Annotated in this window: 12 protein-coding genes; 9 read left to right on the top strand and 3 right to left on the bottom strand. The window is 51.5% G+C overall.

The window, feature by feature from the left end; genetic code table 11:
- Positions 1-395 precede the first annotated feature (395 nt).
- The 4 genes from gcvT (at position 396) to ACLJRH_RS09515 (ending at position 6,290) form a co-directional block, all read left to right on the top strand.
- On the top strand, positions 396-1,490 hold the full coding sequence (gene gcvT, locus ACLJRH_RS09530) for a glycine cleavage system aminomethyltransferase GcvT (RefSeq protein ID WP_000068738.1): 1,095 nt from the start codon (positions 396-398) through the stop codon (positions 1,488-1,490).
- Positions 1,491-1,515: 25 nt separating this feature from the next.
- The gene (gene gcvH, locus ACLJRH_RS09525; protein WP_001295377.1) at positions 1,516-1,905 is read left to right on the top strand and encodes a glycine cleavage system protein GcvH; all 390 of its coding nucleotides are present in this window, start codon (positions 1,516-1,518) and stop codon (positions 1,903-1,905) included.
- A 162-nt stretch (positions 1,906-2,067) separates the two neighbouring features.
- Positions 2,068-4,941: an aminomethyl-transferring glycine dehydrogenase gene (gcvP, locus tag ACLJRH_RS09520; protein ID WP_023136674.1), complete on the top strand. Its 2,874-nt coding sequence runs from the start codon at positions 2,068-2,070 to the stop codon at positions 4,939-4,941.
- A 455-nt stretch (positions 4,942-5,396) separates the two neighbouring features.
- Positions 5,397-6,290, top strand: coding sequence for a transporter (locus ACLJRH_RS09515; protein WP_023136673.1), 894 nt, complete (start codon positions 5,397-5,399; stop codon positions 6,288-6,290).
- 47 nt (positions 6,291-6,337) lie between these two features.
- Here the strand turns inward: ACLJRH_RS09515 and bglA are convergent, their stop codons facing one another.
- Entirely contained in the window at positions 6,338-7,771 is a 1,434-nt protein-coding gene (bglA, locus tag ACLJRH_RS09510) for a 6-phospho-beta-glucosidase BglA (protein WP_023136672.1), read from the bottom strand.
- Positions 7,772-7,928: 157 nt separating this feature from the next.
- Here bglA and yqfB point away from each other — a divergent pair, with 157 nt between their 5' ends.
- Together yqfB and trhA are read left to right on the top strand one after the other, a co-directional pair.
- The gene (yqfB, locus tag ACLJRH_RS09505; protein ID WP_001182972.1) at positions 7,929-8,240 is read left to right on the top strand and encodes a N(4)-acetylcytidine aminohydrolase; all 312 of its coding nucleotides are present in this window, start codon (positions 7,929-7,931) and stop codon (positions 8,238-8,240) included.
- Positions 8,241-8,403: 163 nt separating this feature from the next.
- The gene (gene trhA / locus ACLJRH_RS09500; protein WP_000250289.1) at positions 8,404-9,063 is read left to right on the top strand and encodes a PAQR family membrane homeostasis protein TrhA; all 660 of its coding nucleotides are present in this window, start codon (positions 8,404-8,406) and stop codon (positions 9,061-9,063) included.
- Between the two features lie 115 nt (positions 9,064-9,178).
- On the opposite strand, the gene ygfZ is transcribed toward trhA, so the two are convergent.
- The gene (gene ygfZ, locus ACLJRH_RS09495; protein WP_000874169.1) at positions 9,179-10,159 is read right to left on the bottom strand and encodes a tRNA-modifying protein YgfZ; all 981 of its coding nucleotides are present in this window, start codon (positions 10,157-10,159) and stop codon (positions 9,179-9,181) included.
- 249 nt (positions 10,160-10,408) lie between these two features.
- On the opposite strand from ygfZ, the gene sdhE reads away from it, so the two are divergent.
- Together sdhE and ACLJRH_RS09485 are read left to right on the top strand one after the other, a co-directional pair.
- The gene (sdhE, locus tag ACLJRH_RS09490) at positions 10,409-10,675 is read left to right on the top strand and encodes an FAD assembly factor SdhE (protein ID WP_000351186.1); all 267 of its coding nucleotides are present in this window, start codon (positions 10,409-10,411) and stop codon (positions 10,673-10,675) included.
- Positions 10,656-11,069 (top strand): protein YgfX, encoded by a 414-nt coding sequence (locus tag ACLJRH_RS09485; protein ID WP_001727955.1) that lies wholly within the window; start codon positions 10,656-10,658, stop codon positions 11,067-11,069. Before sdhE ends, ACLJRH_RS09485 begins: the two co-directional genes overlap by 20 nt.
- A gap of 52 nt (positions 11,070-11,121) precedes the next feature.
- Here ACLJRH_RS09485 and fldB read toward each other — a convergent pair whose 3' ends face one another.
- Entirely contained in the window at positions 11,122-11,643 is a 522-nt protein-coding gene (gene fldB / locus ACLJRH_RS09480) for a flavodoxin FldB (protein WP_001055885.1), read from the bottom strand.
- A 112-nt stretch (positions 11,644-11,755) separates the two neighbouring features.
- Between fldB and xerD the strand changes: the two genes are divergently transcribed.
- Entirely contained in the window at positions 11,756-12,652 is an 897-nt protein-coding gene (gene xerD, locus ACLJRH_RS09475; RefSeq protein ID WP_000434302.1) for a site-specific tyrosine recombinase XerD, read from the top strand.
- Positions 12,653-12,659: the final 7 nt, after the last annotated feature.

Genomic DNA, 12,659 nt, shown 5'->3' with positions numbered 1-12,659 from the left:
CGCGCCGGGGGGCTTTCCTCGTTTGAAATAATCTAATTTCACCGCCTATTTCGCATTATATTTTCTAATGCCACTATTTTTAGCGAACGCGATTTTCGACATTTTTTCCGCATTTAATATTAATTTATGTTGTGGTAAATCGTATCAGCTTCCTTTTTATGACGAGTATTTAGCGTAATAGTGGTTTTTTGTGCTGATGGGATTTTAGCGTTTTTTAGTCATAAGCTAATGTGATGGTAAATTCAGCCTTATGGTTTAGCGCCTGGTTCGGTGGTAAGTTCAGGAGCAAGAGAACGTTTGCGTCGGCGCAGGAAAAAGGGCGTCGATGCCAGGTTTCGTGGCGAAGATTTCCCATGAAAATGGTTGTTAGCCCCCGCTAATTCAACGAGGAAAAGATGGCCCAACAGACGCCTTTGTACGAACAACACACGCTATGCGGCGCCCGCATGGTCGATTTTCATGGCTGGATGATGCCCCTGCATTACGGCTCTCAGCTTGATGAACACCACGCTGTGCGCACCGATGCCGGGATGTTTGATGTATCGCATATGACCATTGTCGATCTTCATGGTAGCCGTACACGAGAGTTTCTACGTTATCTGCTGGCAAACGACGTCGCGAAGCTAACGAAGACGGGTAAAGCCCTCTACTCCGGTATGCTTAACGCATCGGGCGGCGTGATTGATGACCTTATCGTCTACTACTTCACTGAAGATTTCTTCCGTCTCGTTGTTAACTCCGCCACCCGCGAAAAAGACCTCTCCTGGATTACCCAACATGCTGAACCTTATGCCATCGACATCACCGTTCGTGACGACCTGTCGCTGATTGCGGTACAGGGGCCGAATGCGCAGGAAAAAGCGGCGACTCTGTTTACTGACCAACAGCGCCATGCAGTAGAAGGTATGAAGCCGTTCTTCGGCGTACAGGCGGGTGATTTGTTTATCGCCACCACCGGTTATACCGGCGAAGCGGGCTATGAAATCGCCATGCCGAATGAAAAAGCGGCGGATTTCTGGCGTGCGCTGGTGGAGGCGGGCGTGAAGCCGTGCGGTCTTGGCGCGCGCGACACGCTGCGTCTGGAAGCAGGCATGAACCTGTACGGTCAGGAGATGGATGAAGGTATCTCTCCGCTGGCGGCTAATATGGGATGGACTATCGCCTGGGAACCTGCTGACCGCGACTTTATTGGCCGTGAGGCGCTGGAGATGCAGCGTGAAAAAGGCCATGAGCAGCTTGTCGGTCTGGTGATGACCGAGAAAGGCGTATTGCGTAATGAACTGCCGGTGCGTTTTACCGATGCGCAGGGCAATCAGCAAGAAGGCATTATCACCAGCGGGACGTTTTCCCCAACGTTGGGCTACAGCATTGCGCTGGCGCGCGTTCCGGCGGGCATCGGCGAGACGGCGATTGTACAAATTCGTAACCGTGAAATGCCGGTAAAAGTGACTAAACCTGTTTTTGTGCGTAACGGCAAAGCCGTCGCGTGATTCATCCTTTTTTGGAGATTAATTGATGAGCAACGTACCCGCAGAACTGAAATACAGCAAAGAACACGAATGGCTGCGTAAAGAAGCGGATGGCACTTACACCGTTGGCATTACTGAACACGCTCAGGAGCTGTTGGGCGATATGGTTTTTGTTGATCTGCCGGAAGTCGGCGCGACCGTAAGCGCGGGCGACGACTGCGCCGTGGCGGAGTCCGTAAAAGCGGCGTCCGACATTTATGCGCCGGTAAGCGGCGAGATCGTGGCGGTAAACGATGCGCTGAGCGACTCCCCGGAGCTGGTGAACAGCGAACCGTATGCCGGTGGCTGGATCTTTAAAATCAAAGCCAGCGATGAAAGCGAACTTGAATCGCTGCTGGATGCCACCGCGTATGAGGCATTGTTAGAAGACGAATAATGTTGTGCCGGATGGCGCTAATGCTTATCCGGCCTACTCACTGCAACGCGAATGATTTTGCGTATTCGTTTTCGCACGCGTAGGCCCGGTAAGCGTCAGCGCCACCGGGCAATTGAGTTAGAGACACCTACGATTCACTGCACGTTTCAGGAACCATCGCCCATGACACAGACGTTAAGCCAGCTTGAAAACCGCGGCGCTTTCATTGAACGCCACATCGGACCGGACGCCGCGCAGCAGCAAGAGATGCTGAATGCGGTTGGCGCCGAGTCGTTAAACGCGCTGACAGGTCAGATTGTGCCGAAAGACATTCAGCTCGCGACTCCGCCGCAGGTTGGCGAGGCGGCAACCGAATATGCCGCACTGGCGGAATTAAAAGCCATCGCCGGGCGTAACAAGCGCTTCACGTCCTACATTGGCATGGGCTACACAGCCGTGCAGCTACCGCCGGTTATCCTGCGCAACATGCTGGAAAATCCAGGCTGGTATACCGCCTACACTCCTTATCAGCCGGAAGTCTCTCAGGGGCGTCTGGAAGCGCTGCTCAACTTCCAACAGGTGACGCTGGACCTGACGGGGCTGGACATGGCTTCCGCCTCGCTGCTGGATGAAGCGACCGCCGCCGCTGAAGCGATGGCGATGGCAAAGCGCGTCAGCAAACTGAAAAATGCCAACCGTTTCTTTGTCGCCTCTGATGTCCATCCGCAAACTCTGGACGTCGTGCGTACGCGTGCCGAAACCTTTGGCTTTGACGTCATTGTAGATGACGCGGCGAAAGCACTGGATCACCAGGATGTGTTTGGCGTGCTGTTACAACAGGTAGGCACCACAGGTGAAATTCACGACTACAGCGCACTGATTACTGAGCTGAAATCCCGTAAAGTTGTGGTCAGCGTCGCCGCCGATTTTATGGCGCTGGTGCTGCTGACGGCTCCGGGCAAACAGGGCGCGGACATTGTTTTCGGCTCTGCGCAACGCTTCGGCGTACCGATGGGGTACGGTGGCCCGCACGCGGCGTTCTTTGCCGCTAAAGACGAATTTAAACGCTCCATGCCAGGCCGTATTATCGGCGTCTCAAAAGATGCGGCGGGCAATACCGCACTGCGCATGGCGATGCAGACTCGCGAGCAGCATATCCGTCGTGAGAAAGCGAACTCCAATATTTGTACCTCGCAGGTACTGCTGGCTAACATCGCCAGTCTGTATGCCGTTTATCATGGTCCGGTCGGTCTGAAGCGCATCGCTAATCGTATCCACCGCCTGACCGATATTCTGGCGGCAGGTCTGCAGCAGAAAGGCTTAAAGCTGCGTCATGCGCATTACTTTGACACGCTGTGTGTGGAAGTGGCTGATAAAGCTGCGGTACTGGCGCGTGCGGAAGCGGCGGAGATCAATCTGCGCAGCGATATTCATAACGCGGTTGGTATTACGCTCGATGAAACCACCACCCGTGAGAATGTGGCGCAGTTGTTCAATGTTTTGCTGGGCGCCAGCCACGGTCTGAACATTGAAACACTGGATAAAGACGTGGCGCTTGATAGCCGTTCCATTCAGCAAAGTATGCTGCGTGACGATGCGATTCTGACGCATCCGGTATTTAACCGTTACCACAGCGAAACCGAGATGATGCGCTACATGCACTCGCTGGAGCGTAAAGATCTGGCGCTGAATCAGGCGATGATCCCGCTGGGTTCCTGCACCATGAAGCTGAACGCCGCCGCCGAGATGATTCCTATCACCTGGCCGGAATTCGCTGAACTGCACCCGTTCTGCCCGCCGGAACAGGCCGAAGGATATCATCAGATGATTAGCCAGCTTTCTGACTGGCTGGTGAAACTCACCGGGTACGACGCCGTCTGTATGCAGCCTAACTCCGGCGCACAGGGGGAATACGCGGGGCTGCTGGCGATTCGTCACTATCACGAAAGCCGCAACGAAGGGCATCGCGATATCTGCCTGATTCCGGCCTCTGCTCACGGCACTAACCCTGCTTCTGCACATATGGCAGGAATGCAGGTGGTGGTAGTCGCCTGTGATAAGAACGGCAACATCGACCTGGACGATCTGCGGGCCAAAGCAGAACAACATGCTGCGAACCTTTCTTGCATCATGGTGACTTATCCTTCCACCCACGGCGTCTATGAAGAAACGATCCGTGAAGTGTGTGAAGTTGTGCACCAGTTCGGCGGTCAGGTTTACCTTGACGGCGCGAACATGAACGCCCAGGTCGGCATTACCTCACCGGGCTTTATTGGCGCGGACGTTTCGCATCTTAACCTGCATAAAACTTTCTGCATTCCGCACGGCGGCGGCGGCCCAGGCATGGGACCGATCGGCGTGAAAGCGCATCTGGCACCGTTCGTACCGGGTCATAGCGTGGTGCAAATTGAAGGCATGTTAACCCGTCAGGGCGCGGTGTCTGCGGCGCCGTTCGGCAGCGCCTCCATTCTGCCGATTAGTTGGATGTACATCCGCATGATGGGCGCAGAAGGCCTGAAGCAGGCAAGCCAGGTCGCGATTCTTAACGCTAACTACATTGCCAGCCGTCTGAAAGACGCGTACCCGGTACTGTATACCGGTCGCGATGGCCGTGTGGCGCACGAATGTATTCTTGATATTCGCCCATTGAAAGAAGAAACCGGCATCAGCGAGCTGGATATTGCCAAGCGTCTGATCGACTACGGTTTCCATGCGCCAACCATGTCGTTCCCGGTGGCGGGCACGCTGATGGTTGAACCGACGGAATCTGAAGGTAAGGCCGAGCTGGATCGCTTTATCGATGCGATGCTGGCTATTCGCGCAGAGATTGACCAGGTGAAAGCCGGTGTCTGGCCGCTGGAAGATAACCCGCTGGTGAACGCGCCGCACATTCAGAGCGAACTGGTCGCCGAGTGGGCGCATCCGTACAGCCGTGAAGTTGCCGTATTCCCGGCAGGCGTGGCAGACAAATACTGGCCGACGGTGAAACGTCTGGATGATGTTTATGGCGACCGTAACCTGTTCTGCTCCTGCGTACCGATTAGTGACTACCAGTAATTTACTGATTCGACTGTCTTCTAAAGGCGCTTCGGCGCCTTTTCAGCTTGTTAATAAAGTGCGCTTTGTTTATGTCGGATGCAGTGTGAGTGCCTTATTCAGGCTACAAAGTGTTACTAATTCAATATATTACAGTAAATTGTTGGCTCCTGTCAGGCAACCTGGCGTTTGTATCAGTGTATTAGCCAGAATTAAATTACCGGTTTTTTAGAGTCTAATGATTCATTGTGCATCATTTTTACCTTGCTGTTATTTAATCAAAACAACACAGTATATTTACATGTGGTTACAAATAGTTTCTCTCCGGAATCGTTATTTACCTCTCAATATAGTTGCAAGAATTTCCGTATATTAAATTCATCAAGTTATTAATTTAAATTATAAATTAAAAATAACCATAAATAACGTAAATATTTATTAACTTAGTGCTTTGTTTTTTATACCTGGAGGGAATAATGAAACGATTTATATTTCTGCCATTAATGACATATTTTCTATTAATGAATGCAATGGCAGCTAACGGAGAAAATAATCCCAGTAATCTATTAGGTGCACCAGTTAATACCGCTATTTCTGGTGGTTCAGTATTACCAGAAGGAAAGTTATTAACCGCCGTGAATAGCTCATTTCGCGATAAAGATCATCAAATCGAGGGGCACGGAAGTCCGGATGTTTACTCCCAGATATGGTTATTGAAGATTCGTTACGGTTTGACCGACAGACTGGAATTATCAACTGTGGGGTCGTATATCAATAACAAACGAGACAATCTGTCTCCTGAGCACATAGAGGGAATGGGCGACCAATCGGTGGGGGTCAATTATGCTTTAATGGGCCAGCGAAGAGGTGATCCGTTTTGGGTTACGGTAGGTGGGGCATTATTACTACCCACCGGGCAAGATGGAGATAATCATTTGCCTGGGAATAGCGCCTGGGGAGGAAGAGTAACACTCACTTTAACAAAATTATTTACTCCTAACATTAAAGGGGATATGGGTTTTGTATATCAGGGACCATTTGAACGCGGTAACCAGGACGTGAAACGAGGTAACGAATTCCAGTGGAATACCCAGGTGCGGTATATGTTTAGCGATTTACCGCTGGATCTTGGTCTGGAAAGTGCCTACAGCAATAATGCCTCTGGAACGAAAAAGCTGTCTAATGGCAGCGTAATTAATAACCATTCTGGAACTACCGAATGGGTTGTTGGTCCGTCATTTAATATTGCCGTCGATTCACTGAAATTATGGTTTGGTGCCGGAGCCTTCTTCCCGGTAATGCAGGAAGCGAAGTCGCCAACCAAAATGGAAGATGTACGCTGGGAATTTAAAATAGGTAAGACCTGGTAAGACTCGTTCAAAGTGTTACCCGCCGACTGGCGGGTAACGTGCAGGAGTTAAAGCTTCTCGCCGTTGCTGGCAATCACCTCTTTGTACCAGTTGAAGCTTTTCTTACGCGAACGCGACATATCGCCCGTACCGTCATCGTGCTTGTTCACGTAGATGAAGCCGTAGCGCTTGCTGTACTGCCCGGTGGTGAACGAGACGCAGTCGATGCAGCCCCACGGCGTGTAGCCCATCAGGTCGACACCATCGTAAGTCACCGCTTTTTTCATCTCTTCAATATGGGCGCGCAGGTAGTCAATGCGATAGTCGTCGTTGATGCTGCCATCTTCTTCTACTTTGTCGTAAGCACCAAAACCGTTTTCGACAATAAACAGCGGCTTTTGATAGCGTTCGTACAGTTCACACAATGAATAACGCAGGCCCACCGGGTCAATCTGCCAGCCCCAGTCAGAGGCTTTAACATAGGGGTTCGGTACGCTGCCTTCAAAACCGGAAATAGCATCGCCGCTACCGCCTTCGGCTTTGACCGCGTTGGTCATGTAATAACTGAAACCAAGATAATCGCAGGTGCCTTCGCGCAGCACTTCAAGATCGCCATCTTCCATTTTGATGTTAAATCCGCGGCGCTCCCACTCGTTCAACACATAGGACGGGTAGTAGCCGCGCAGCTGTACATCGGTAAAGACGTAGCGTTCACGCATCGACTCCTGAGCAAACATCACATCTTCTGGTTTACAGGAGAAAGGATACAGCGCGACCATCGCCAGCATACAGCCAACTTTCATCTGTGGATTAATACGACGTGCCGCTTTTACCGCCAGGGCGCTGGCGACAAACTGATGATGTAAGACCTGATACATGGTTTCTTCTGGATTCTCATGCTCGGTATACACTACGCCGGAACAGCAGTAGCCAAACAGCGGCGCGCGCCAGTTTCGCTGGTTGTTAATTTCGTTGAAGGTCATCCAGTATTTGACCTTATGTTTGTAGCGTTCAAACACGACTTCAGCAAAGCGGACAAAGAAATCAACCACTTTACGATTGGTCCAGCCGCCGTAGTGCTGGACCAGATGTAACGGCATTTCAAAGTGGGAAAGGGTGATGACCGGTTCGATGTTGTATTTGAGCAATTCATCAAACATGTCGTCGTAGAATTTCAGACCGGCCTCGTTTGGCTGGGATTCGTCGCCATTCGGGAAGATACGCGTCCAGGCAATAGAGGTACGGAAGCATTTGAACCCCATTTCGGCGAAAAGACGGATGTCTTCTTTGTAATGTCCGTAAAAATCCACCGCCTCGTGGTTCGGATAGTATTTGCCAGCAACGACATTCTGGGTGATTTCGCGTGGCACGCCGTGTGCGCCGCCGGTTAGCACGTCGCAGATGCTGGGGCCTTTACCGCCTTTATTCCAGCCGCCTTCAACCTGGTGTGCAGCAACCGCGCCGCCCCATAAAAAATCTTTTGGCAAGGTGAGTTTTCTCATTGTTGCATAATCTCAATTTATTTAGTCTGTTATCATTCATTCTGCACCAAATGACATGTAAAGCGTACGCAAAATTCCAGGGGGCTCGCGTGTCGGGGCAGGAACACATTCAGATCGTAACATCCACTTCAAGAGTTCATATTCAGGGGATAACCACATGCAGCCAAACGACATTACTTTCTTTCAACGTTTCCAGAATGACATTCTGGCAGGGCGTAAAACCATCACCATTCGTGATGCCTCCGAGTCCCACTTTAAAGCAGGCGATATGCTACGCGTGGGGCGGTTCGAAGATGATGGCTATTTTTGCACAATCGAAGTGACAGGAACGTCAACTGTGACGCTGGATACGCTGAACGAAAAACATGCGCAACAGGAAAATATGTCGCTTGATGAGCTGAAACGGGTCATTGCTGAAATCTATCCCAACCAGACGCAATTTTATGTGATTGATTTTAAATGCCTTTGATAAATATGAACGCGTGTTAGTTGAGTTTCTGTGATTAAATTATTGAATAAGAAAGAAAATTTAATTTTGCGAATTTATTTTAGCTAACATGTGTTCACTGGAACCATTCTCAGTTACGCTAGAGGCGCAGTTCATCGTTATGAACGTTTCTCCGGAGTAAGTTATGGTGCAAAAACCATTAATGACGCAGGGATATTCGCTGGCTGAGGAAATCGCCAACAGTATTAGCCACGGCATTGGATTGGTATTTGGTATTGTCGGCCTGGTGCTGTTGTTGGTTCAGGCGGTAGAGGCGAATGCGGGTATGACGGCTATTGCCAGCTACAGTTTATATGGCGGGAGCATGATCCTGCTTTTTCTTGCCTCAACGCTTTATCATGCCATTCCTCATCAGCGGGCAAAAATCTGGTTAAAGAAATTTGATCACTGCGCTATCTATCTGCTCATTGCCGGAACCTATACGCCATTTCTGCTGGTAGGTCTGGATTCGCCGCTGGCGCGCGGACTAATGATTGTGATCTGGAGCCTGGCGCTATTCGGTATCCTCTTCAAGTTGACGATTGCGCACCGATTTAAAGTGCTTTCACTGGTTACGTATCTGGCAATGGGCTGGCTGTCGTTGATAGTGGTTTATCAGTTGGCGATTAAGCTGGCGATAGGCGGCGTGACGCTGCTGGCGGTAGGTGGCGTCGTTTACTCGCTGGGCGTAATTTTCTATGTTTGCAAACGCATACCTTATAACCACGCCATCTGGCATGGCTTTGTGCTGGGCGGCAGCGTGTGCCACTTCCTGGCCATCTATTTGTATGTGGGACAGGCGTAGTTCCCGGATGCCCGTGCCGGATGGCGGCGCTGTCGCACCTTATCCGGCCTACGAGAATAGCACGTGCGAGCCTGATGGCGTTGCGCTATCAGGCTATCCGGCTTTTAACGTGATATCACTCTTCCAGCGAGTAGGGCAGCGGGACGATATGCAGGGTGTTGGCATCGTCGCGAACGCGGAAGACGCTTTCGGCTTCTAAATCGTTATTCATGACGGCCTGAACCAGTAACTGACCATCGTCCAACTGTGCCGCCGCCAGAATAGCGCCGGTACGACGCCAGTTCTCGCCCATCTGTAGCTCCAGATCTTCTCCTGCTTCCGGTACCCGGCTGGCTTTGCCCGCCAGCAACCAAAGCGCGCGTTTATTGGCGCCGCGGAATTTTGCCCGTGCGACCATCTCTTGCCCGGTGTAGCAGCCTTTCTTGAAGCTGATGCCGCCCAGCGCCTGTAGGTTAGTCGCCTGGGGGATAAACTGACCGCTGTTCGCCGCGTCAATCACCGGAATGCCTGCTTCAATATCCAATGCCAGCCACTGTTGACTGTTATTCAGTTCGGCTTCGCCATGCAACTTCTCCGTTAACATGTTGGCCGTCGCGACATCAGTGACAAGCAGGAATCGTTCCGCAGGATGTTCAAACCATAGCAGCGTGGAGGCGCCGTCTCTGACCACCTGATTTTCACTATTGGGCAGTTCGCTAAAGACATTAGCCAGCGCCGCGCGGGCCTGAAAACCTGCCACGCCAAGCAATACGCGTTCGTCATCTGGCGCGATGACCACTTTGGAAAATACGGCGTACTTTTTCAGCTCCGTTAATTGCGCTTCACGCACGCTACGGCGTTCAATCCAGGCGAAACCGTCGCGCTCACGGAACAGGCGCAGAGTGCTCCACATCTTACCTTTAGCATCGCAGTGGGCGGCGAGAAGGTGTTGCTGTTCAGTCATCTGGCTTACGTCAGCGGTGACCTGGCCCTGAATATACTTTTCACTGTCCACGCCGGTGATGGACGACAGCGCCCAGTCGTCAAGCGCGATCAGCGTCAGCGGCAGGCGGGCTGACGATGAAGGATGACGTGGCGGAAAGGAGATAAAAGCCATAAATAATGTCCTGGTTAGCTGCAACAATAATGGTTAATGGTAAAAGAGCCATCGGTCATTGCAAGTGCTTTAAATAGCCCATTGAGAGCGGATTGATCGTTTTGCGAGGCGGTATCCAAAACGGATGAACGTATTGATTCCCAGCCTTTTATTTCGCGATCGCGTTCCAGATTACTGAGATTCCCGTAAAACAACGCCAAAAACACGTTACAATAGCCCGGTACTTCATTTTCGCGAGGCAGGAAGAACATGGATATTCACAATAAAGCACGTATTCACTGGGCATGTCGTCGCGGTATGCGCGAACTTGATATTTCCATCATGCCGTTTTTTGAACATGAGTACGATAGTTTAAGTGATGAAGAAAAGCGTATTTTTGTCCGTTTGTTGCAGAGTGATGACCCGGATTTATTTAACTGGTTGATGAATCACGGTAAACCGGCTGACGCTGAACTGGAACAGATGGTCCGACTCATTCAGACACGGAATCGGGAACGTGGTCCTGTGGCAATCTGATTTACGCGTCTCATGGCGCGCTCAGTGGATCTCATTGCTCATTCATGGGCTGGTTGCCGCGGTGATTTTATTGATGCCCTGGCCGCTGAGTTATACCCCGTTATGGATGATGCTACTGTCGCTGGTCGTGTTTGACTGTGTACGTAGCCAGCGCAGGATTAATACCTGCCAGGGAGAGATCAAGTTACTCATGGACGGGCGCTTACGCTGGCAGGGGCAGGACTGGACGCTCTTGCGTCCGCCCTGGTTACTGAAGAGCGGGATGGTGTTGCGTTTACGCGCAGAGTCTGGACGTCATCAGCATTTATGGCTGGCGGCGGATAGCATGGAAGAAGCGGAATGGCGTGAGTTGCGTCGGATACTGTTACAGCAGCCGATATCAGGCCAACACTGACGGAACGGCGCAAACGCGGTTCCGTCAAGAGGGAAATACAGCGAGTAAGGCTTCAGGCGTAGTGTTCGGCCATTTCGCCGAGAATTTGTTCACACCAGGTCTGTATACGCTCATCGCTGAGATCGTACTGGTTCGTTTCATCCAGCGCCAGGCCGACAAACAGTTGCCCATCCGCAATGACCGGTTTATTGCTGGTAAATTCGTAGCCTTCTGTGGGCCAGTAGCCGACAAATTTAACGCCTTTGAGGGCAAGTTTGTCATGCAACATCCCCAGCGCATCCAGGAACCACTCGCCGTAGCCGAGCTGGTCGCCCATACCGTAAAGCGCAACGATTTTGCCTTCCAGATTGAGATCGTCCAGTTGCTCCCAGACGGCTTCCCAGTCCTCCTGAATTTCACCAAAATCCCAGGTGGGGATGCCTAAAATGAGCACGTCGTACTGCTCCATTAAGGCGGGGGCGTCATCCTTGAGGTTATGTAATGTCACCAGCTCCGGGCCGAGGATATCGCGAATTTTCTCTGCGGCCATCTCGGTGTAGCACGTGCTGGAACCGTAAAAAAGACCCATGTTCATTACGTTACATCTCGATTCTGCTATAGCGTTGCGGGTAGTGTAACAGAATCACTGCATTCACGGCACAATGAGGCATAATGCACCAAAAGTAAGCGTGAAGTAGGGAGCGCGAATGGAACAGGATTTAGCGCGTATTGAGCAGTTTCTGGATGCCCTGTGGCTGGAACGAAATCTGGCGGAAAATACATTAAGCGCGTATCGTCGCGATTTATCGATGGTCGTTGCGTGGTTGCATCATCGCGGAAAAACGCTTGCGACGGCGCAGGCTGATGATTTACAAACGCTGCTGGCTGAACGGGTGGAGGGCGGATACAAAGCGACTAGTTCCGCACGCCTGTTAAGCGCTATGCGGCGCTTTTTCCAGCATCTGTACCGTGAAAAGTATCGTGAGGATGATCCGAGCGCGCAGTTGGCCTCGCCTAAGCTTCCGCAGCGTTTACCGAAAGATCTTAGCGAGGCGCAGGTTGAGCGGCTCTTGCAGGCGCCGCTTATTGATCAACCTTTGGAGTTGCGCGATAAAGCTATGTTGGAAGTGCTGTATGCCACCGGTTTGCGCGTGTCGGAACTGGTGGGGCTGACAATGAGCGATATCAGTCTGCGGCAGGGCGTGGTGCGGGTTATCGGTAAAGGCAATAAAGAGCGGTTGGTGCCGTTAGGTGAAGAGGCGGTATATTGGCTGGAAACGTATCTGGAGCATGGGCGTCCCTGGTTACTCAATGGCGTATCGATTGACGTATTATTCCCCAGCCAGCGTGCGCAACAGATGACGCGGCAGACCTTCTGGCACCGTATTAAACATTATGCGGTACTGGCTGGAATCGATAGCGAAAAACTATCGCCGCATGTTTTACGTCACGCTTTCGCCACGCATTTGCTGAATCACGGCGCCGACTTGCGCGTTGTACAAATGCTACTTGGGCATAGCGATCTTTCGACGACACAAATTTATACGCATGTCGCAACGGAGCGTTTGCGTCAACTTCATCAACAGCACCATCCGCGGGCATGAGTGCTGA

The sequence above is a fragment of the Salmonella sp. SAL04162 genome, from assembly GCF_046551535.1.
In the GTDB taxonomy this organism is placed as follows: domain Bacteria; phylum Pseudomonadota; class Gammaproteobacteria; order Enterobacterales; family Enterobacteriaceae; genus Salmonella; species Salmonella enterica.
This window is presented reverse-complemented; position numbering and strand designations above follow the sequence as displayed.

Coding starts and splice junctions, on each gene's coding strand:
- yqfB (WP_001182972.1), top strand. CDS start 7,929: ATGCAGCCAAACGACATTACTTTCTTTCAACGTTTCCAGAATGACATT.
- bglA (WP_023136672.1), bottom strand. CDS start 7,771: ATGAGAAAACTCACCTTGCCAAAAGATTTTTTATGGGGCGGCGCGGTT.
- xerD (WP_000434302.1), top strand. CDS start 11,756: ATGGAACAGGATTTAGCGCGTATTGAGCAGTTTCTGGATGCCCTGTGG.
- gcvP (WP_023136674.1), top strand. CDS start 2,068: ATGACACAGACGTTAAGCCAGCTTGAAAACCGCGGCGCTTTCATTGAA.
- ygfZ (WP_000874169.1), bottom strand. CDS start 10,159: ATGGCTTTTATCTCCTTTCCGCCACGTCATCCTTCATCGTCAGCCCGC.
- gcvH (WP_001295377.1), top strand. CDS start 1,516: ATGAGCAACGTACCCGCAGAACTGAAATACAGCAAAGAACACGAATGG.
- ACLJRH_RS09515 (WP_023136673.1), top strand. CDS start 5,397: ATGAAACGATTTATATTTCTGCCATTAATGACATATTTTCTATTAATG.
- fldB (WP_001055885.1), bottom strand. CDS start 11,643: ATGAACATGGGTCTTTTTTACGGTTCCAGCACGTGCTACACCGAGATG.
- sdhE (WP_000351186.1), top strand. CDS start 10,409: ATGGATATTCACAATAAAGCACGTATTCACTGGGCATGTCGTCGCGGT.
- trhA (WP_000250289.1), top strand. CDS start 8,404: ATGGTGCAAAAACCATTAATGACGCAGGGATATTCGCTGGCTGAGGAA.
- gcvT (WP_000068738.1), top strand. CDS start 396: ATGGCCCAACAGACGCCTTTGTACGAACAACACACGCTATGCGGCGCC.